General features: G+C 35.8%; 16 protein-coding genes and 1 other RNA gene. 7 read left to right on the forward strand and 10 right to left on the reverse strand.

Annotated features, from left to right (window positions below; genetic code table 11):
• Window positions 1-3: 3 nt before the first annotated feature.
• The gene (locus tag GQS07_RS08965) at window positions 4-726 is read left to right on the forward strand and encodes a ZIP family metal transporter (protein ID WP_158210495.1); all 723 of its coding nucleotides are present in this window, start codon (window positions 4-6) and stop codon (window positions 724-726) included.
• 52 nt (window positions 727-778) lie between these two features.
• Here the strand turns inward: GQS07_RS08965 and GQS07_RS08970 are convergent, their stop codons facing one another.
• A complete protein-coding gene (locus tag GQS07_RS08970) occupies window positions 779-2,032 on the reverse strand; it encodes a hypothetical protein (RefSeq protein ID WP_158210496.1) in 1,254 nt (417 codons plus the stop codon).
• Between the two features lie 1,088 nt (window positions 2,033-3,120).
• Complete coding sequence (locus GQS07_RS08975; protein ID WP_158210497.1) at window positions 3,121-4,320, reverse strand: pyridoxal phosphate-dependent aminotransferase; 1,200 nt, start codon at window positions 4,318-4,320, stop codon at window positions 3,121-3,123.
• 208 nt (window positions 4,321-4,528) lie between these two features.
• Here GQS07_RS08975 and ccsA point away from each other — a divergent pair, with 208 nt between their 5' ends.
• The 3 genes from ccsA to GQS07_RS08990 all read left to right on the forward strand — a co-directional run bounded on the left by ccsA (window position 4,529) and on the right by GQS07_RS08990 (window position 11,520).
• Window positions 4,529-7,702: a cytochrome c biogenesis protein CcsA gene (gene ccsA / locus GQS07_RS08980; protein WP_158210498.1), complete on the forward strand. Its 3,174-nt coding sequence runs from the start codon at window positions 4,529-4,531 to the stop codon at window positions 7,700-7,702.
• Window positions 7,703-8,301: 599 nt separating this feature from the next.
• On the forward strand, window positions 8,302-10,227 hold the full coding sequence (locus GQS07_RS08985) for a collagen-like protein (protein WP_158210499.1): 1,926 nt from the start codon (window positions 8,302-8,304) through the stop codon (window positions 10,225-10,227).
• A gap of 21 nt (window positions 10,228-10,248) precedes the next feature.
• The gene (locus GQS07_RS08990) at window positions 10,249-11,520 is read left to right on the forward strand and encodes a hypothetical protein (RefSeq protein WP_158210500.1); all 1,272 of its coding nucleotides are present in this window, start codon (window positions 10,249-10,251) and stop codon (window positions 11,518-11,520) included.
• 85 nt (window positions 11,521-11,605) lie between these two features.
• On the opposite strand, the gene GQS07_RS08995 is transcribed toward GQS07_RS08990, so the two are convergent.
• Window positions 11,606-12,022, reverse strand: coding sequence for a membrane lipoprotein lipid attachment site-containing protein (locus GQS07_RS08995; RefSeq protein ID WP_158210501.1), 417 nt, complete (start codon window positions 12,020-12,022; stop codon window positions 11,606-11,608).
• A gap of 54 nt (window positions 12,023-12,076) precedes the next feature.
• Complete coding sequence (locus GQS07_RS09000) at window positions 12,077-12,766, reverse strand: SIR2 family NAD-dependent protein deacylase (RefSeq protein WP_158210502.1); 690 nt, start codon at window positions 12,764-12,766, stop codon at window positions 12,077-12,079.
• A gap of 41 nt (window positions 12,767-12,807) precedes the next feature.
• On the opposite strand from GQS07_RS09000, the gene GQS07_RS09005 reads away from it, so the two are divergent.
• Window positions 12,808-13,500, forward strand: coding sequence for a TrmH family RNA methyltransferase (locus GQS07_RS09005; RefSeq protein ID WP_158210503.1), 693 nt, complete (start codon window positions 12,808-12,810; stop codon window positions 13,498-13,500).
• Window positions 13,501-13,672: 172 nt separating this feature from the next.
• On the opposite strand, the gene GQS07_RS09010 is transcribed toward GQS07_RS09005, so the two are convergent.
• The 4 genes from GQS07_RS09010 to murQ are packed head-to-tail and all read right to left on the reverse strand — an operon-like array spanning window position 13,673 to window position 15,921.
• Complete coding sequence (locus tag GQS07_RS09010; protein WP_158210504.1) at window positions 13,673-14,464, reverse strand: TerC family protein; 792 nt, start codon at window positions 14,462-14,464, stop codon at window positions 13,673-13,675.
• Between the two features lie 19 nt (window positions 14,465-14,483).
• Window positions 14,484-14,867 (reverse strand): DNA topoisomerase IV, encoded by a 384-nt coding sequence (locus GQS07_RS09015; protein WP_158210505.1) that lies wholly within the window; start codon window positions 14,865-14,867, stop codon window positions 14,484-14,486.
• Between the two features lie 2 nt (window positions 14,868-14,869).
• Window positions 14,870-15,103 (reverse strand): DUF6095 family protein, encoded by a 234-nt coding sequence (locus tag GQS07_RS09020; protein WP_090406871.1) that lies wholly within the window; start codon window positions 15,101-15,103, stop codon window positions 14,870-14,872.
• Window positions 15,103-15,921: an N-acetylmuramic acid 6-phosphate etherase gene (gene murQ, locus GQS07_RS09025; RefSeq protein WP_158210506.1), complete on the reverse strand. Its 819-nt coding sequence runs from the start codon at window positions 15,919-15,921 to the stop codon at window positions 15,103-15,105. The genes GQS07_RS09020 and murQ overlap by 1 nt, the downstream gene beginning before the upstream one ends.
• Window positions 15,922-16,082: 161 nt before the next feature.
• Between murQ and rnpB the strand changes: the two genes are divergently transcribed.
• Window positions 16,083-16,399: RNase P RNA component class A (gene rnpB, locus GQS07_RS09030), an RNA gene on the forward strand.
• 91 nt (window positions 16,400-16,490) lie between these two features.
• On the opposite strand, the gene GQS07_RS09035 is transcribed toward rnpB, so the two are convergent.
• Together GQS07_RS09035 and GQS07_RS09040 are read right to left on the reverse strand one after the other, a co-directional pair.
• Window positions 16,491-17,066, reverse strand: a complete 576-nt coding sequence (locus tag GQS07_RS09035) for an RsmD family RNA methyltransferase (protein ID WP_158210507.1) — start codon at window positions 17,064-17,066, stop codon at window positions 16,491-16,493.
• Window positions 17,063-17,854, reverse strand: coding sequence for a DUF3822 family protein (locus GQS07_RS09040; RefSeq protein ID WP_158210508.1), 792 nt, complete (start codon window positions 17,852-17,854; stop codon window positions 17,063-17,065). Before GQS07_RS09040 ends, GQS07_RS09035 begins: the two co-directional genes overlap by 4 nt.
• Window positions 17,855-17,979: 125 nt before the next feature.
• On the opposite strand from GQS07_RS09040, the gene GQS07_RS09045 reads away from it, so the two are divergent.
• Entirely contained in the window at window positions 17,980-19,413 is a 1,434-nt protein-coding gene (locus GQS07_RS09045; protein WP_158210509.1) for an ATP-dependent RecD-like DNA helicase, read from the forward strand.
• Window positions 19,414-19,842 lie beyond the last annotated feature (429 nt).

Raw genomic sequence — 19,842 nt, forward strand, 5'->3', positions numbered from 1 at the left:
CCTATGGTTTATATCATTCCTTTAGTTTCAGTAATAATAGGGTATCTAATAGCAGTGATATTAGAACCTAAGAACAAAAAAAACTTAAAGCTATTAATGGCTTTTAGTGGATCATTCTTATTAACATTAACCGTTACACACCTTTTACCAGATGTGTATCAGTACAATCACGTTACCCCATTAGTAGAACAAGCTGCTGATGCTCACGGTCATAACCACGCATCAGGAAACATCGGGTTCTTCATTATGATAGGGATTGTGTTTCAGATTGTCTTAGAATATTTTTCTAAAGGTGTAGAACACGGACACGTTCACGTACACGACAAATTTGATAAAATTCCGTGGTTGTTGTTTATTAGTTTGTGTATCCACGCGTTATTTGAGGGAATGCCAGTCAGTCAGCACGAGGAGCTTGCGTGGGGAATTGGGATACACCATTTGCCTATTGCAGTGATTCTAACCGCATTTTTTATCAATGCGCATATGAGTAAAAAATCAGTGTTATTTTTTATGCTTGTGTTTTCAGTAATGACACCTTTGGGTACTTTGATTTCTGGTAATGTAGACTTTTTAAGTCATTACTACGCCGAGATATCAGCCATTGTGGTAGGTATTTTATTCCACATTTCGTCTACTATCATTTTTGAAAGTAACGAAGAACACTCGTTTAATATCAATAAGCTTATCGCTATTATCATTGGGGTGATAGCCGCTTATTTTATATAAGAACACAAAAGAGACGATATGCGAATATCGTCTCTTTTTTTGTACTCTTTTTTTAGCAGTTATAATCTTCGTAAAACTGTATATCAAATCCTAAAAAGGCTTTTACTTCGTCTAAATGTTTACTCATTGTATCGTGTGCTCCTTCAAAAAGCGTCTTTTGTTGTCCATCCGTAAAAGTGATGGAAAGAGAACTAAATCCACCGCCTTTAGCTGGTAAGGTGTTCCACAAAGTAAAACGCTCAATCTCAGATATAGCATACCATTGGGCGTGTTCCGCATCGGCAAATCCAAGTAGGTTATTCGCCTCATCTTTCCAAATAACAGCTTTTCCTTTTGAAGCCGCTAAGACAAATTCAGGTGTCTGTTTGATATGCGTATTCGTCTTGTAATTATCAGGTGTACTCAAAGCCTCGTTCCACATAAACAGCTGAGATACCACGCCATTTTGCTCATAGTCAGAAGCAATAAGCATAGCCGGATAATCAAACTGTAGCCTCGCGCTAAAGGAAGTAAAACTATACGCGATATTTCTCATCTCATTATCGTCAATGGAATAGGTAGCCTCAAAGGTAATTTGGCCTATTTTAGCATAGAAAAACAAGTTGAAATCACTGTGAAAAGTAAACTCAGCCTTATCCGCAAGGTCGCGTTCTAACTGCTCTTTAACAAGGTATAAACTCTTGTCCGAACCATCAGTAGTATAGCATTTAGCATAGTATTCCTCCAGAGCTATTTCAGGGCGAATATTATCGACATAAGCTCCAAAATCACGCACGATAATATTGCCAATTCGCACCGGATAAACGATGTTCAAATAACCGTTTTCTAAGTGCGTATGCGGATTGTTTAGCAACTCACTTTTAGTGGTTGTCCACGGTACAAAATAAGGGGTGGGCGCTATGATTTCAAAGCCCTTTGTATAATCGTTTTGTCCGCCAGAAACCAACTCAAAATTCTGCTGATAAGTAGTGCGAAACAATTGGTGTACCGCATTTTCTTCTTTATAAATATTGTCATAAATAAGAGCCATATCAAAGTTAAAACGCTTAGCCAACTGCAAGCACAGTTTTTCCGTATTGACATAATCAACCGGAATATAGTGTTGTCTGCCTTGGTAAATCATCAATCCAGGGCTACTATAATTGCAGATTTCAAGGTAGATATATTCTATTTCACCGATTTCGATAACCTCTATTTCCCTGCTATACGCTGTGTTTTCAATAACAATCTGCGTTTCGCTGAGGTGTAGTATTCCCCTGTGTTTATCCTCATTGGGAAAGCGGCGTTTTCTCTTAAATATATTCATACCTGATTTGCTAAGGTTTAAAGGTAGTAAAATCTCCTAAAAACAGTTGTTCTACAAGGCGTAAAAGCCGCTGATTAGGGGTGAAATTAGAGGTTTTTCTCACTCTGAACTATAAGAAATAGGAGTTCGCACTATTTGAGAATGTTAGCATAAGCTAATTTTTGACGAATTATTCCTGTACCGATAAGGCTATTCAAAACAAAGGACAAGTAGATTTTGAAGTGCCCAATTGGCGCTCATCCCTTTGTTTTAAAGGGCTCACCAAGGTTTTAAACGGGATTGAGTCGTAAATGAGTCGTAAATAAGCCGTATTTAGTTCGCGAAAAAGGCCTTTAGGTGAGGTATCTCCGACTTATTTACGACTTATCTCCGACTAATATACAATTGAGATACTGTCATTCCCTTTGTTTATAAGCGTTTGGAGGGGGTTGGGGACAAAAGTGGGACAGAGTCAATAGTGCATTTGATAGCATTTGATAGCAAATGATGTCAAAATAACCGCTTTGAAAATATTCTGTTGTGCGTATGACTAATTTTGCCTTGTAAACTAAAAACAAAACCTGTGATGTTATTTTCTGATTACCCCCTAAATGTTGGTCGAGCTGTGAGGCACCCTTTTTTATTTTTGAATACAGCGACAGAAAGGGAGGAATATTAGGGTGGTGTTTGTATCCTATTGGTCGTTCTTTGAAATAGTAAAGTGCAATGCCCACTGTGGTTGTTGGTTCAAAAAGGAATTGTAGTGTAAAGAGTGTTATTGCTGTTATAACGCAGATTGGTAGAGGTTTGCTTTAGACCATGTTTCAGACTAATACCACATTAGTACCATAGACGTTCGGAAAAAGGGGGTGTTTTCCGAACTTCTGTGGTACTTGTGTCGAAGATGTCTCGAAGGAGTGCCGTCTAAAACCTGTCTAAAGCTTGTACTATTGTGGGGTGAGCGATAGTTGTACTATGCGTTTGGTGAATAGAAAACAAGGGGAATATTGTATTGGTTGGCAGGGGATAGAGGACAAGTAAACACAAAAAAAGAGGGCTATCTAAAAATAGATAGCCCTGTATATAAGCGGGTTTAAAAGTAGAATGGACTATTTTTCGATAGTTTTGTACACTTTTAAAGCTTCATTTAAGATTTTAGCAGACTGAATTAAATCGTCTTTTTTCAACACATAAGCCATACGTGCTTCATCAAGACCAACACCTGGCGTAGAGTAGAATCCTTCTGCAGGCGCAATCATTACTGTAGCTCCGTTGTAGTCGTATTCTTCCAATAACCATTTAGCAAAGTCCTCTGCGTTTTTAATTGGGAATTTAGCCACACAGTAAAAAGATCCGTGAGGAACAGTTACTTGGATTCCCTCAATTTTTTGAAGTTCAGCAATAAATACATCTCTTCTTTCTTTGTATTCTGTAATAACCTCGTCAAAGTAAGATTGTGGAGTATCTAAAGCAGCCTCAGCAGCAATTTGTTCGTATGTAGGAGGAGAAAGACGCGCTTGAGCAAACTTCATAACCGCAGTCATCAATTCTTTGTTTTTAGAAACAATACATCCAATACGAGCACCACACATACTGTATCGTTTAGAAACAGAGTCAATTACAATAGCGTTGTTTGCCAAAGCAGGGATGCTCAATACAGAAACGTGTTTGTATCCGTCATAAGCAAACTCGCGGTAAACCTCGTCAGCAATTAAGAATAAATCGTGTTTCACCACTAATTCTGCCAACTGATTCATCTCTTCTTCAGAGTATAAATAACCTGTTGGGTTACCTGGATTACAGATTAAGATTGCTTTTGTTTTTGGTGTGATTAATTTCTCAAATTCAGAGATTGCCGGAAGAGCAAACCCGTTGTCGATTGACGACATAACAGGAACGATATTTACACCATTAGAAGCAGAAAATCCGTTGTAGTTAGCGTAGAATGGTTCAGGAATAATTACTTCATCTCCTGGGTCCATTGTACTTCCTAAAGCAAATAATAAAGCTTCAGAACCTCCTGTAGTTACAATAATATCTGTGAATTCAACCGTAGGGTCAATTGTTTGGTAGTATTTAGCTAATTTTTTTCTATAACTTTCAAAACCAGCAGAGTGGCTGTATTCTAAAACGTCAATCGTAGCATTTTTAACCGCCTGAAGTGCAAGTTCTGGCGTTTTTATATCTGGTTGTCCAATGTTCAAGTGGTAAACGTGGTTTCCTTTTCTTTTTGCCGTTTCAGCAAAAGGAACCAATTTTCTAATAGGAGACTCTGGCATCAAGTGCCCTTTTTTTGAGATCTTTGGCATAATTTATAATTTAGTTTGTCAATTTATGCAATATTTTACTGTGTTAAATGTGTGCTTTAAATATTGCGTAGTGTAAGCATCCACAAATGTAATTGATTTTAGTTATAGTTGAATAGTAAAATCATTACTAAATAATAAGTTAAATATACCTTATAGCTTAGGTTTTTGGTTATTTTTGTTGAACTATAAAACAACGTATTAACAACTCATGGATAAAAAAATTATTTCTTTTTTCTCTTCGACAAGGTTAATGGCGGTTCTTTTCATTGTTTTTGCTGTTGCTTTGGCGATAGGTACTTTCATTGAAGACCGTTACAATACCACCACAGCTCGAATACTAATTTATAATACTAAATGGTTTGAAGCCATTATGTTAGTGTTCCTGATTAACTTTATCGGTAATATTAAAAAGTATAGATTGTTTACTAAAGAAAAGTGGGCAACATTTATGCTTCACGCGGCTTTCATTCTTATTTTGATCGGTGCGTTTATTACTCGTTATATCAGTTTTGAGGGTATGATGCCGATTCGCGAAGGTGAAACTGCTGATAGTATTTTTTCTGACAAAACGTTTTTAACGGTAATGGCAGATGGAGAATATGAAGGAGAGACAAGAAGAAGAACATTTGAAAAACCAATTCTTTTTTCAGCTGTAACAGACAACAGTTTTACAATGAAAAAAGACTTTAATGGTATTCCTTTCGAAATAGAGTATAAAGACTTTATTATGGGAGCTGAGGAAGTAGTGGAAGAAGATGCGAATGGTAAGCTATTCTTGAAATTAGTAGAATCAGGTGATGGAGATCGTCACGAACATTATTTAGAAGAAGGACAAGTTGCAAACATTCACAATGTATTGTTCTCTTTCAACTCACCTACAGATGGTGCAATTAACATTACTAAAGAGGGAGATAACTATTTTATGGAGACTCCTTTTGGCGGTACTTTTATGGTAATGGCAACACAAGCTCAAAATGACGTGTTTGCAGGAACTAAAGAACCGTTAAACTTCCGTTCTTTATATAGCTTAGCAGGTACGCAATTTGTATTGCCTGAAATGCCTATTAAAGGTAAAAAAGTATTGAAGTCTGACGGAGATTTCAAAAGTAGAACAAGTACTGACGCTCTTGTGCTAACTGTAAAATCTCAAGGAAAAGAGGAAGAAGTAACTCTTATGGGGAAAGCAGGTAGAATGGGAGAACCTCAAGCATTTCAATTGGGAGACTTAGAGTTTACAATGATGTTTGGTAGTAAAGTATATACTACTCCTTTCAAAATTAAATTAAACAAATTTATTGCTGATAAATACCCTGGAACAGAAAGAAGCTATTCTGCTTTTGAAAGCCAGGTTTCTGTAATTGATGGTAATGATTCTTTTGATGCGAGAATTTATATGAATAATATTCTTGATCACAAAGGATACCGTTTCTTCCAAGCAGAGTTTGACCGTGATGAGAAAGGGACTATCCTTTCTGTAAACCACGATTTCTGGGGAACGTGGATTACGTATATCGGATATACGTTCTTATACATCGGGTTATTAGCAATCTTATTTGATAAAAACACAAGATTTAGCGATTTGAAACGTAAATTAAATAAAGTGAGAGAGAAAAAGGCTTCAATGCTTACTATGCTATTGTTGTTCTTTTCTATTGGTTCTTTCGCTCAACACAATCACGAAGCACCGACTAAACCATCTGCTGCTGTAATCGACTCGATTATTACAGCAAATGCGATTAAGCCGGAACACGCAGCTAAGTTTGGAGAGTTGGTCGTGCAAGATTACGGTGGACGTATGAAGCCTATCAACACATTCTCTTCTGAGTTAATGCGTAAAATTTACCAAAAGGAAACTTATAATGGATTGAATGCCGATCAGGTGTTTTTATCTATGACGCAGTTTACTGTGGCACAGCAAATGCAAGGTGCTCCTAACTTTTGGTATTATGTGCCTATCATCAAATTACCTCGTGGTAATGATAAAATGACAGAGATTTTAGGACTTCCAAAGAATGAGAAGTATGCTACGTTTGTTGATTTCTTTGATGATAACGCAAATTATAAGTTAGCTGATTATGTTGATGAAGCAAATCACAGTGCCATTAAGAATAAGTTTCAAACGGACTTCTTAGATATGGATGGGAAGATTGCTTTGTTAAACTCTGCATTTATGACGCGTATGTTAACGGTATTTCCAATACCTGGACACGAAAACAGCAAATGGGTTTCTCCGTTGGAGTTAAACGAAGCTGGATTGAAAGGAATGGATTCTACGTTTGCAAAGAGTATTTTACCTCGTATGTATATCCCTGCTTTGTTTGAAGCAAAAGAATCGGGTAATTACGACAAGGCAGATGAGTACTTGAGTAACCTGAAAACTTTCCAACAGGCATACGGTAAAACAATTATCCCTTCAGAAAGTAAGATTAAGTTTGAGATTTTATATAATAAGTATGATATTTTTAAAACATTGTATAGCTACTATATGTTAGCAGCTGTTTTAATGTTTGTTTTTATCGTTTCAGAAATATTAAAATCGCGTAAAATCAACAGAACTATGATTAAAGTAGGAAGTTGGTTTACTGTTCTACTATTTGTTATTCACACCATTGGTTTAGGAGTACGTTGGTACGTTTCTGGACACGCACCTTGGAGTGATGCTTATGAGTCTGTTATTTACGTTGGTTGGGCTACAGCTTTATTCGGATTGTACTTTGGACGTAAGTCTGAATTGACAATTGCTTCTACAGCATTCGTAGCGGGTATGATTTTATGGGGAGCACACCTTAATTATATGGACCCTGCTATTTCTAACTTACAACCTGTTTTAAACTCATACTGGTTAATCATTCACGTGGCGGTTATCGTAGGTAGTTACGGGCCATTTACTTTGGGAATGATATTAGGGGTAGTTTCGTTAATCTTGATGATTCTTACCAATGAGAAGAACAAGAAGCGAATGGATCTTAATATTAAAGAGTTGACTTATATTAATGAGATGGCACTTACGGTAGGACTTGTATTGTTAACTATTGGTAACTTCTTAGGAGGACAATGGGCTAACGAGAGTTGGGGACGTTACTGGGGATGGGATCCAAAAGAAACTTGGGCATTGATTAGTATTATGGTTTATGCTTTTGTGATTCACGCTCGTTTAGTTCCAGCAATGAGAGGTACTTGGCTATATAACTTATTCAGTGTTGTAGCGTACTACTCAATTATGATGACTTATTTTGGAGTTAACTTCTATTTAAGTGGATTACACTCATACGCATCAGGAGATAAGGTAATTACTCCCGCTGCCGTTTGGTATTCAGCAGCGTTTATTACGGTGTTGGGAGTGTTGTCTTTCTTTAAGTACAAGAAGCACTTGAAAAAATAATATATACGTTTATATATAACGTAAGACTTAAAAGGTCGGTATCTAATAGATGCCGACCTTTTTTTGTTGGCTATAATATCCTTTTGAAGTAGTGATGTGGTATTGCGTTATTGGTATTTGTGGTTATAGTTGAGGCGATTATAGGTCAGTTTTTTGCTCGCAGAAAGAAGTGATTGCGTTAAGTCTGTATAACCTTGTTTTTAGTTTGCAATGTGTTTTTATAATTAAATTATGTGAAATTGTGGTGTTTGTGTTATTTAAAATATTTGTGTTTTTCATAAAACGCTGTTTTTTAGTATGTTTTGGAATTATAGTAAAAAGAGTAGAAATTGATTTGTTAATGTATAAGAGTTAACAACAAGGTTTACTTAAAATTTCTTATTGTTTTATTGATAATATTCCAAATAAAGTTAATTTGTATAAATAATAATTGATAATTAACATATAGTGTAATTTTAATCGTTTTTTTTATAACTTTGTAGTAGAAATACTGCAATAGAATAGTCGCGTATTGTGATTTTATTAAGAAAGTGTTTCTGTCGGACTTGTTGTTATCTGACTTATTTTTTAACGATTACAAACATTTAAAAAAGAAAAAGATGAAAAAGAAAATTACTACTCTGTTTTTATTAGCAATGGGGGCTGTGTCTTACGCACAGGATAAGCCAGGTATCGGTATCGGGCAACCATTGCCATCACAAGCAGCTATGTTAGATATCGTAGCTTCTAACAAAGGGGTGCTTATTCCACGCATACCATTATTGAGTTTAACAGAATTTGCTTTAGAAGGTTCTAAAGATTTAGATGAGGTTGCAAAGGCTTCGTTTGCAAAGGAAAATGATGGTATTTTAATTTATAATTCTCAAGGGTCAACTTCAATACCTACAGGTTTCTATTACTGGTCTGCGGCTTCTAATGAAGGAAAAGGTAAATGGGAATTAGTTACTTCAGAGTCACAAACAACTAAAATTCTTGAGAGAATTACTACAGTTGAGAAATCAGTTGGTGTTACACCAGGAGGAAGTGAAGGAGAAGGAGTTAAACCAGGAGTTAATCCAGGTGAAGGTGGAGGTACTGTGATTTACCGACCAGGGAAACCAGGAGAGCCGGGGAAACCAGGAGAGCCAGGGAAACCAGGAGAGCCAGGACAAATAGTTATTAAAGATGGAGAAGGTAATGATTTACCAATCGACATAGGAGATTTATTAAGAGAATCAGAAACAAATACATTCTTTAAAGAGTTTACTAAGACTGTTAAAGAAGATGGAAAAGAAGATAAAGAAGTAAAAGAGATCTATTACTTTGGTGAGTCTGATATTTCAGCTTGGAAAAAAACAGTAGTTATTGGAACATCTGTTAATGATATTACAAAAGAATTTGGTAAGAAGTTAGATATCGTTGGTGCAGTAGGTACAAGCTTTAAGGAAATTATTAAAGAGAATACAAAAGAAATTACTGAGGTTATTAATAATGTAGAAGGTAATGTAACTATTGTAAACAAAGGTACTGCTGATGAACCTAAGTGGGAAATCCAAGTAGGAAACGATAAAGGTGGTTCAGATAAATTTGAATTAAACGATTTAGAGACTAAAACATATCTTAAAAAGACAAAAGGAAATGGTACAGCTGCAGGTGAGGAAGATGTGAAAACTATACCAAGTAATGCAACTGAAAAAGGGAAAATCTTATATACTTACTATGGTGAGGAAAAGGATGATAAAGGAGAACCAATACCTTCTTATATTGATATTACAGGAGATATCTTAACTACTTTAACAAGTAACCAAAGTATTCGTGATGAGATCGTTAAGGTTATTAATAACCCAGCTTTACCAGGAGATAATGAAACTGAAGGCGGAGGAAGTGCTACACCAAAAGATCCAGAAGCTCCAGGTGGTGGGGGAACGGTAGAAACTAAACCAACTAAACCAGGTGAAGGCGGAACTGGTGGAACAGGAGAGACTAAACCAGGAGAAGGGAACGCAAACCAAGAAAATAAAAACTGGGGTAACGTTTACTACGGTCCTGTAAATCCTAAAGATCCTACGAAAGGTAACGTACTTTATACTTTAGATAAAGACGGTAATAAAAAATACATTGACATTGCAACGAATATCGTTAATGAAATTCACAACAATGCTGCTGTAATTGAGAAGATTAAAGAAGTTACTACTGTTAGAGTTGAGGCAGGTAAAGAAGGAGAGGCAGGAGCAGTTATTGAAACAGGTGAAGAAATCGATGGTAAAAAAGTTTACAAAGGTATGACTACTATTAAGGTAAATGGTGCTGCTGGATATGATAGTGATTTTACAGGTAGTATTACGATTTCTAATCCAAATGTTGAATTTGGAAGACTTTTAAAAATTGCTGTTCAAAATGAAAGTGGAGATCTTGTTATAACTTCGGCTACAGATGTTGAGAGAGTGGGAGAGAAAGGATTTACTTTCTCGTTTGGAACAGGAAACTTCTATACACCAATTGAAAATGGTGAGTATACAGTTGTTTATGAATTTGTTGCTAAGTAAGCAATAACAAAAAATTATGCTATGAGAAGATATTTAATCATTTGTGCTGCTCTATTTGGGGTGTCTTATTTAGGACACGCCCAAGTAGGGATTGGTACAAAAACACCTTCTTCTGCTGCAATGCTTGATATTGTATCTGAAGATAAAGGGGTTTTAATACCGCGTGTAGCGCTAAAAAGTAATAAAACTTTTGATCCAATTAAAGGAGATGCTAAAGCTAATTTAGGGTTGTTGGTTTTTAATACAAAAACTGCTCCTGAAGGTGGTTTGACTGAAGGCTTTTATTTTTGGAATGGTACAAGTTGGGAGAGAATTGCAAATACATCAGAAATTTTGAGTATCATTGAAAAAAATGATACACAATCTACAGAAAAGATTGTTGAAATTACTACAGTTGTAGATAACTTAACAGGAAAAGAAGGAGATAAACCTGGTGCATCTGTTGTTTTATACGATAAAGTAGAAAACAAGTTCTATACTCTTATTACTAATAAAGATGGTACAGTAGAGAAAGTAGATTTAGATTTGAGTAACGCTATCAAAGGTGCAGAAACAAAGACTTACTTCAAAAAAGGTAAAGTTGAAGAAGATGGAAAAATGCCAGTTGCAGAAGAGTTGGTTTCATTGGATGCAACAAAGTTGAAAAAAGGACAAATCTTTTATGAATACTTCGGAGAAGAAGTTGATAAGGATGGAAAGCCTGTTCCTCAGTACATTAATATGACTTCTGATGTTCTAACTACTATTAAGAATAATCAGGAAATTAAGAATGAGATTTTCAATACCGTAAATAACTTTACAAAGGATGGTGGTAACGTGTATTATGGTGACCACGATGGAAACGATGCTACACCATACGCTCTTTATACGATCGATAATACTGGAAAAAAACATCTTCTTGATCTAAGTCATACGATTAAAGAGGTTCTTACGAAAGAAACTTCAATAATTGAGGCAGTTAGAGATGGTTTAGGTTATAACATTAGTTCTGATGTTGTATCCACAGGAAATAAATTTTTTAATAATACAATTTTTACCTTTGGTGCTTATACAGGAATAAGAGAGTTTGACGCTGAAACAGGAGGTGTAGCTATTCCTCCAGCATACCAAGATAAGAATATTGAGGTTTTAGATATTAGATTGTACAACGAAAAAAATCAAGTAGTAAAAGTAAGTATTACAGATATTGTTGTAGAAAAATCAAAAATTGAATTTTCTTTAGGTAGTGGCTTGTTTTATACACCTATTGAATCAGGTAATTATAGAGTTGTAGTTGAGTTTATTGTGAAATAAAATAAATTGATTCAACTATATTGACATAATAGTTTGTTAGAAAAAAAGCCCCTCACAATTTCGTGAGGGGCTTTTTCTATTTATTTTATCTTGTGAAATAACCAAAAGGTTTTGTCGTTTGCTTATAAACAAATTTCACATCACCATTCCCAGCTGTATTGGGTACAAGAAAGATAATTTTATCTTCTTTAACTGCTATAATCTGTGCGGATACATCTCTATCAGATTCAGTAGGAGGGAGTGCTCTTGTTGTATTTCCTATACTTGAAATACTTTTTGTTTGTTCTGGTAATCTTTCAACGAAAAGGATTTTATAGTCTTTTTCGTCAAAATCTCTAAATCCTTTACCTGTTAAGGCTACTTCATCTCCGACTTTAACGCCACTAAAATCAACTGTGTTAATTTCTGGGCCTTCTATTTTTGTTGGTTGTGAAGTATTGTCGTCACTTGAACATCCTGTAACAGCTACTGCCGTTAATAGGAAGAATACTAATTTTTTCATCTTTTAAAGTTTAATGGTTTTGAAAGTTAATAAAAAATAGGGTACAACCTACTTTTATTTAAGGTCAATTAGCGCTGTCATAATACTTCTTAAACCTGTTGTTGCTTTATCTTGCACGGTTATAATCTGCTTGTTGTTGTAAATAGTAGCTGGATTAGGATCAATGTAATAGATTATAGCATCTTGTTTAGCATACTCAATCAACGAGGCTGCTGGGTACACTTGAAGTGATGTTCCTATGATAAGGATGATGTCTGCCTTTTCAACGATAGGTAATGCGTTGTTCAATTCTGGTACCATTTCTCCAAACCATACAATATGTGGTCTTAAGGAGTGTCCTTCTTTGTTTGTAGAATCAGCGTGTAGGTCGTCTTTCCACTCGTAAACAAGGGATTCGTCAACCTCACTTCTCACTTTAAAGAGTTCCCCGTGTAAGTGTAGTACATTAGCGTTACCTGCTCTTTCGTGTAAATCATCAACATTTTGTGTGATTACCTGCACCTTAAAATGCTCTTGTAAAGCGGTGATATCTTTATGAGCCTGATTGGGTTCACACGTTAATAATTGCTTTCGTCTGTCGTTGTAAAACTGTAAGACAAGCGCTTTGTTTTGTTCCCATCCCATAGGAGAAGCGACTTCCATAACATCGTGGCCTTCCCACAATCCGTCTGCATCTCTAAATGTCTTAATACCACTTTCAGCACTTATGCCAGCACCAGATAAGACTACTAAGCTTTTTTCCATAATATTGTTACCTTTGCAATTGTCTTAAAAATAAATATAAAATGAATATTTCAGAAAAGCTATTTCAAGATGTTGATTATTTAGAGTATTTAGAAAGTTTTTTAACTGAGAATAGGGTTGAACGCTTTAAAGAAGTTCTTCAAAATCGTACGAAGCATATTACTGTTGTAGCAGAAGATGTATATCAGTTGCACAATACAAGTGCTGTAATGAGAAGCTGTGAGGTATTTGGGGTTCAAGACTTATGTGTGATTGAACAAAAGTTTGGAAAGCGAATAGATAAAGAGATTGCGTTAGGCGCTGAGAAGTGGGTTGATATTCATCGTTATAACTCAGTACAAGCGACTATTGATGATATCCGCAGTAGAGGATACCAGATTGTAGCGACTACGCCACACGTGGAGGCAAATCACTTAGAAGATTTTGATATTAGTAAACCATCGGCTATTTTCTTTGGTACTGAAAAGAGCGGGCTATCTCCTGAGATTATTGAGCAAGCAGATGCTTATATTAAGATTCCAATGGTTGGGTTTACAGAGAGTTTAAATATCTCTGTATCGGCGGCTATTATTATTCAGAATCTAACAACACGTCTTCGCAATTCACCTATTGATTGGAAGTTGACGGAGGCACAATTGATAGAAAAGAGAATTGATTGGGCAAGAAAGTCTATTAAAGATATTGACTTTGTAACGGAGCGCTATATTGAAAGTAAAAACAACGAGGCGTTGTAATGGTTGCAGACAAGTTTGTAGCTTGTTGTAGTTATCAATAACATAACACGGTAATAATTTACAGAGATACGTTAGTATAGGTACCCTATGATAGTGGAGTTAGGCTATATAACGCAATAGATATAAAAGAAAAGATGCTTACAATTTAATTATTGTAAGCCTCTTTTTTATGTTATTTATCTGCTCTTTTGCGCAGTTTCATATTGATGAATTCAACAATAAGAGAGAACGCAATAGCGAAGTATAAGTATCCTTTAGGAACAGCACCTATCTCTTGTCCTGCTAATACAGCGTGAGAAATATGCATACTTTCCGTTGTAAGCATAAATCCGATTAAGATTAAGAAAGACAATGCTAATATTTGAATAGACGGGTTATTGTTTACAAAGTTTCCAACTGGAATAGCAAACAACATCATAATGGCAACAGAAACAACTACTGCAGCAATCATAATATACAAAGCTCCTTCAATACCATTGGTCATACCCACCGCAGTTAAAATACTGTCGATAGAGAAGATAATGTCAATCATCAAGATTTGTATAATAATGTTCCCAAACGATTTAACCGCTATTTTCTTAGCATCTGGTTTTTCGTCAATAGGTTCTTGGTTGTGCACGTGAGCCACCTTTTCGTGTATCTCTTTTGTCGATTTGTAAATCAAGAAGATTCCCCCTCCCAAAAGAATTAATGCCTGTCCGTTAAAGTCGGCTGTAAACCAACTCCAGTTAATACTGAACAACGGCTCTTTCATTGCGATTAACCACGTTACCCCAAGTAACAAACCAATACGCATAAACATAGCAAGGAAAAGACCGATTTTAGTAGCCTTCTTTCTTTGTTCTTCTGGCAACTTACCAGTAACGATAGAAATAAAGATTACGTTGTCTATCCCTAAGACTATCTCTAAAAAGGTTAATGTAATAAACGCAACAATGGCGTCTGCTGTAAATAGTACTTCCATATAAGTAGGTCGCTATAATTTATAAGTCAGCTGTTTTTTTAATCGTACCTCTTTCTCTTCTGGCATCTGTTGTATAACCATATTCAAAAACAGCCGTATTTCCATCCGTTGTAACGATTTTCATACTCACTGCTTTTTTATCAGCCATTGTTTTAGGGTTTATCTTTTGTAGAATGAACTCACAATCGTTTACCCATCTAATCGTAGCTGTATCCGTCTTACCTTCAAATGTTTCAATCTCCAAACTGTCGGTTCTGATAAAAGTAGAAACTTTCTTTTCTCCGTTTATTTCTGCAACGAATTCGAATTTACCAGTTCTGAAATTAGCACAATTTCTTTCTTGTTTATAGCAAGATGTAAAAATAAATAAAAATGGTAAAAAGTATAATAATTTTGTTTTCATGTTTATTTAGAAAAAAGTGATTTTATAATTGTTTGTAATCCTTTGAAAAAAAGGAGCATAGATGTAATGCAAATTAAACATCCTAACCCTAACACCACGTAGTAAAACGGGTGAGCTTGGTTTTTGAAAGCACTATTGATTACAAGCGGGCCTAAAAACATCAAAGGCAAGGTTATCATTAAGTACTTAACTCCTTTTACAAGTAGCTTACGGTCTGTTTTATGTTCTTGTTCCATTATCTATTATTCTTAAAGTGTTCAACTGCTGCACGCACATTTTTAAACTCGTCTAATAATGCTTTTGCCACGTCATAGCTTACATTTAGTTCGGCTATAATCATTTGAATTCCCCTTTCAATCAGTTTGCTATTGGTCATTTTCATATCCACCATCTTATTGCCTTTTACTCTGCCCAGCTTAATCATAGTAGCAGTAGAGAGCATATTTAAGACCAGTTTTTGAGCTGTACCTGCTTTCATACGAGAGCTACCGGTAACGAATTCAGGACCTACAACCACTTCAATAGGGAAGTTAGAAACGTGTGCTAATGGACTATTGGGATTACAGGTAATACAACAAGTAACAATATTGTTTTCCTGGCATTGTTCTAATGCTTTGATAACATAAGGAGTAGTACCAGAAGCGGCAATACCAACCACAATATCTTTTGAGGTAATTGTGTGTTGTTGTAAGTCCACCCATCCTTGAAGGGGATTATCTTCTGCGTTTTCAACTGCGTGGCGGATGGCATAATCACCCCCGGCAATGATCCCGACTACCAAATTAGGAGAGACTCCATACGTAGGAGGACATTCAGACGCATCTAAAATACCTAATCTACCCGATGTACCTGCTCCGATGTAGAATAATCTACCCCCATTGCTAAGTTTGTTGACTATTTCATCTACAGCAGGTTCTATTTGAGGAATAGCACGCTCCACTGCTTTAGGAACGCTTTGGTCTTCTTTGTTCATATTGTCTAAAATCTCGTGTACCGACATTTTATCCAAATCGTTGTAATTAGAAGACTGTTCTGTAATTCTTGTGAAATTCACCTTAATAATGTTCTTAAAATGTGTGTGCACAAAAGTACACAAAATAGTTTAGTTACTAATGCAGTTATAGTTAGACGTTGATAATAATATAAGGTTAAAAGTATTCGCAGATTAAGTAAAAATATATTTTTCAGGTTTGCATAAATAGACTACTTTTGTCGCGAGCAAACCGCCTTATCGCTACTTCCATTTATGGAAATAGAGGAAAGTCTGGACACCATAGGGATGCATAATGGATAACACCCATCCGTGGCTTGCCATGAGGACAAGTGCAACAGAAAGTATGTACAGGTAATGCTGTAGTGAAACCAGGTAAACTCTATGCGGTGAAATGTCATGTATATTTAGCGTTTGAGGGTTCCCGCCCGATGCTTTAGGGGTAGGCAGATAGAGCTATCGAGTAATTGATAGCCGAGATAAATGATAAGGGTGTGTTTTCGAACACATACAGGATCCGGCTTATAGGTTTGCTCTTTTTTATTTGTATGTCAGTCATACAGTAAACAAAAAAAGGAATATTTGAGTAAGTTCAAATATTCCTTTTTTTTATGTTTATAGGGGAGAGGTGATTAGTCTAAATCATCTTCATCCTCGTCTTCTTCAACTGTTTCGTATTCAAAGAAAGTAAACACAGAACCACCATAATTCTTTTCAAAAGAGAAGTAAGGCAAATGGTTTAACGGTGTAAACTTAGAGTGCTCTACAACCAACATACCTTGTACGTCTAAAAGGTCATTGGCAAAAACGTCAGTAACGATTTTCTCAAATTGCTCTTGCGTAAAGTCATACGGAGGATCGGCAAATACGATATCATAAGAAGCTTTATGTCTTTCTAAGAACTTAAAGATATCTGATTTTAAAGGCGTAATGTTTAATTCAAATTCTTTAGCGGTCTTTTTAATAAAGTTAACACACCCAAAATCACCGTCAACACTAACTACTGATTCAGCGCCTCTTGATGCAAATTCGTAACTGATGTTACCTGTTCCTGCAAATAAATCAAGGATGACTAATTCACCAAAGTTAAAGTGGTTATTCAAAATGTTGAATAGGGATTCCTTGCTCATATCCGTTGTAGGGCGAACTGGCAAGTTTCTTGGAGGGCTAATGCGTCTTCCTTTTAGTTTTCCTGATATAATTCTCATGAATGGAATAAAATGTAATGTTGTTTTGGTACTTGATGATGTAATAATAAATCATCACTAATGAAAAACTTATCTTCAATTAGACTTACGTGTCTAACATATTTATAAGCTTGTTGGTAAAAGATATCATCTTGGTCCACGCGGCCCATTAAGAACAAGGGCGTAACCTCTGGGTCAAGTGATAACTGCTCGTATACAAACAATACAAAGTAGATAAAGTCTTGTGCCGTTTGATATTGAAAAGAGTTGAACAACACGAGTTTGCCCTCTTGTACAATGATAATTTCAAAGTGGTCTTTTTGTAAAAAAGCGTAAGCTTGTATCTCTTTAGACTGTTGTGATTTTTTTAAAAGAATTTCTGTCAACTGTGTATTGATGTTCTGGTATGTAAACGAACCAAACTTGTCAAGCAAGTAGTTGTTGATGTTTACATAAGGCACATAAACATTGTTCATCTGCGGTTCTGTCATCTCATCAAAGGCAAAGAAGTCAGTAGAAAATACCTTGGTGTTATACTGTAAATACGTTCCCATTGCCTCCTCTTTAAAGAATGCTTGTGGTACAAACGTATTCAAGGTATTGTCGTGTAAAACAGTTATTTCAGCATATTTTTCTAACAACTCAGGATACTTGGCAAAGATCTTATCTAATTGCTCATCCATAGGTTTCAACTGAGAGATAGCCTCAGATGCAAAGTGTGTTATCTCATGAGCTAACATATCTTTTACCACAAACGTAAATTTGTTTAAAGACACCTGTATTTGTAGTTTATGATAATTCTCTGACATCGTAAGTTTAAAAATAAAATTGAAATGTGAATAGCAAAATTAAACAATTTTATGGCAATCTTATAGTTAAGCCCTAAAAAGCTTAGTATCTTTGAAGAATAATATAAATTTGATTCTGTTTTATAATGATTGGACCTCAGTTTTATAAATTACTGCGCAATAAATTCCCTTTTGAACTAACGGTTAAGCAAGACATCTTTTTGCAAAAAATAGCGAATTTCGTTACAAATGATCAGCAAGATGAGTTGTTTGTACTTAAAGGATACGCGGGTACGGGTAAAACGACGTTGTTGTCAACCGTAGTAAACGAATTAAAGAGTATTAATAAGTTTTCCGTTATGCTGGCTCCTACGGGGCGTGCGGCAAAGGTAATTAGCAACTATTCTAACCGACCTGCATTTACCATTCACAAGAATATTTATTACCCGAAAGCCAGTAAAACTGGGGGAGGGGTACAATATACAATGCGTGCCAATAAGAATAGAAATACTATTTTTATTGTGGATGAGGCGTCTATGATTGGCGATGGCGGTGCTGGAGATACAAGTATGTACCCACACGGCTCGTTGTTAGACGATTTGATTTACTACGTGTATTCAGGGTTTAACTGTAAGCTTATTTTGATTGGAGATACTGCACAGTTACCTCCGGTTAATATGACTATTAGTCCGGCTTTGGACATAGATCAATTGGGTTTTCAATACAATATGGATGTGCAACACATCGAATTAGACGAGGTAATGCGTCAAGAAGAAAACTCGGGTATTTTATACAATGCTACGGAGTTGAGAATGGCGTTAGACTCTTACTTTTTTGATGCGTTTCAGTTTCAATTACAAGGGTTTAAAGATATCATTCGCCTGACAGATGGTTACGACATTCAAGATGCTATTCACTCGGCTTATTCTAACAGTGGGCCAGAGGAAACAGCGTTTATTGTGCGTTCTAACAAAAGAGCAAATGCTTATAACCAACAGATACGTGCGCGTATTTTGGATAAGGAGAGTGAAATATCAGCGGGTGACTTACTGATGGTTGTTAAGAACAACTACTTTTGGTTGAAAGATTCAACAGTTACCGATTTTATTGCTAATGGTGATATTATTGAGGTGCTTCAGATATACAAAGTAGTCGAGTTATACGGTTTCCGATTTGCCTCTGTACGCGTTAGAATGATTGACTATCCTAATATGATTCCGTTTGACACGATTATCTTCTTGGAGACATTAACCAGTGAGTCTGCGGCTTTGTCGTACGAACAGACAAATCGCTTGTATCAAGAGGTGCTGTTGGATTATGAAGATGAGATTACGAAGTACAGAAAGGTGCAAAAGGTTAAGGAAAACGAGTATTTCAATGCCTTGCAAGTTAAGTTCTCTTATGCGATTACGTGTCATAAATCACAAGGTGGACAATGGGAAACGGTGTTTATAGAACAACCGTATTTACCAGAAGGGATCACACAGGATTATGTGAAATGGTTGTACACTGCTATGACAAGGGCAAAAGATAAGCTGTACTTAATCGGCTTTAACGACGATAGTTTTGAACAAGAATAATAGAAAAAGGCGATTACTGCACATAGCGTAATCGCCTTTTTTATGATTTATACTTCGTGTTTACTTTTTTAGGTGATTGTATAGGTTGTAAGTGGCTTATTTAAGATGTGGATTGATATTTAAAAAACCTCTGATTTATGCTGTTTAACCTTCTTTCATCTATAGCACCAACACAGTAAAAATAGCGAGAATTCAGAAGGAAACAGCATTAGCATCTTAGGGGTGAACGTACGCTATAATTATGCCAAGGATTGCTCGATAAGTTGCAATTACCACTTTTGGCTACGTATTGGGTGTTAAAGTATGGCATCAGTACAAAAACAAGGGTATTTTGTTGATAGATGTACGCAAAGTAGTGTGTATTTGTCCTGTGAAATGTCGCTATCCTTTTCCGTTGGTTGTAATGAAATTACTATCTTTGAGTACTTA

It is taken from the genome of Myroides phaeus, from assembly GCF_009799805.1.
Taxonomy (GTDB): domain Bacteria; phylum Bacteroidota; class Bacteroidia; order Flavobacteriales; family Flavobacteriaceae; genus Flavobacterium; species Flavobacterium phaeum_A.

Coding starts and splice junctions, on each gene's coding strand:
- GQS07_RS08965 (WP_158210495.1), top strand. CDS start 4: ATGGTTTATATCATTCCTTTAGTTTCAGTAATAATAGGGTATCTAATA.
- GQS07_RS08970 (WP_158210496.1), bottom strand. CDS start 2,032: ATGAATATATTTAAGAGAAAACGCCGCTTTCCCAATGAGGATAAACAC.
- GQS07_RS08975 (WP_158210497.1), bottom strand. CDS start 4,320: ATGCCAAAGATCTCAAAAAAAGGGCACTTGATGCCAGAGTCTCCTATT.
- ccsA (WP_158210498.1), top strand. CDS start 4,529: ATGGATAAAAAAATTATTTCTTTTTTCTCTTCGACAAGGTTAATGGCG.
- GQS07_RS08985 (WP_158210499.1), top strand. CDS start 8,302: ATGAAAAAGAAAATTACTACTCTGTTTTTATTAGCAATGGGGGCTGTG.
- GQS07_RS08990 (WP_158210500.1), top strand. CDS start 10,249: ATGAGAAGATATTTAATCATTTGTGCTGCTCTATTTGGGGTGTCTTAT.
- GQS07_RS08995 (WP_158210501.1), bottom strand. CDS start 12,022: ATGAAAAAATTAGTATTCTTCCTATTAACGGCAGTAGCTGTTACAGGA.
- GQS07_RS09000 (WP_158210502.1), bottom strand. CDS start 12,766: ATGGAAAAAAGCTTAGTAGTCTTATCTGGTGCTGGCATAAGTGCTGAA.
- GQS07_RS09005 (WP_158210503.1), top strand. CDS start 12,808: ATGAATATTTCAGAAAAGCTATTTCAAGATGTTGATTATTTAGAGTAT.
- GQS07_RS09010 (WP_158210504.1), bottom strand. CDS start 14,464: ATGGAAGTACTATTTACAGCAGACGCCATTGTTGCGTTTATTACATTA.
- GQS07_RS09015 (WP_158210505.1), bottom strand. CDS start 14,867: ATGAAAACAAAATTATTATACTTTTTACCATTTTTATTTATTTTTACA.
- GQS07_RS09020 (WP_090406871.1), bottom strand. CDS start 15,103: ATGGAACAAGAACATAAAACAGACCGTAAGCTACTTGTAAAAGGAGTT.
- GQS07_RS09035 (WP_158210507.1), bottom strand. CDS start 17,066: ATGAGAATTATATCAGGAAAACTAAAAGGAAGACGCATTAGCCCTCCA.
- GQS07_RS09040 (WP_158210508.1), bottom strand. CDS start 17,854: ATGTCAGAGAATTATCATAAACTACAAATACAGGTGTCTTTAAACAAA.
- GQS07_RS09045 (WP_158210509.1), top strand. CDS start 17,980: ATGATTGGACCTCAGTTTTATAAATTACTGCGCAATAAATTCCCTTTT.